Origin of the sequence: Myxococcus llanfairpwllgwyngyllgogerychwyrndrobwllllantysiliogogogochensis, from assembly GCF_006636215.1 — a bacterium.
GTDB classification, from domain to species: Bacteria; Myxococcota; Myxococcia; order Myxococcales; family Myxococcaceae; genus Myxococcus; species Myxococcus llanfairpwllgwyngyllgogerychwyrndrobwllllantysiliogogogochensis.
The window spans coordinates 1-527 of the sequence record NZ_VIFM01000668.1 but is presented as its reverse complement, the minus strand read 5'-3'; the positions used below and the strand labels follow the sequence as shown (position 1 = coordinate 527).

At 67.4% G+C, this 527-nt stretch carries 1 protein-coding gene; it reads left to right on the top strand.

What is annotated here, in order from left to right:
• Nucleotides 1–15: 15 nt before the first annotated feature.
• A partial coding sequence (locus tag FJV41_RS49925; RefSeq protein WP_141649586.1) for a response regulator occupies nt 16–527 on the top strand: 512 nt, incomplete at its 3' end.

Genomic DNA, 527 nt, shown 5'->3' with positions numbered 1-527 from the left:
CCCCAGCCCCCCGACATGACCGGAGCCCCCGTGGATGCCCCGCAGCCTCCTTCCACTCCCGCGCAGCCGCCCATCCGCGTCTTCGTCGTGGAAGACCAGACCAAGATCCTCAAGAACCAGCTGCGCCTCTTCGAGGGCCACCCGGAGATCGACATCGTCGGCACCGCGCTGTCCGGCGAGGCCGCCCTGGAGGAAGTCCCCCGCGTCATGCCCGACGTCCTGCTGCTGGACCTGGGCCTGCCCCGCATGAGCGGCATCGACGTGACGCGCGAAATCAAGGCCGTCTACCCGAAGATGGAGATCCTCATCTTCACCATCTTCGACGAGGAGGACAAAGTCCTCGAGGCCGTGAAGGCCGGGGCATCCGGTTACATGCTCAAGGGCTCGCCGGTCGACAAGATCATCGAGGCCATCAAGGAAGTCCGCGCGGGCGGCACCGTCATCCAGCCCAACCTCGCGCGCAGACTGCTGCGTCACTTCCGCGTCGACCCGGATGCCACCCCCATCCCTTCCGAGCCCGCGTCGCC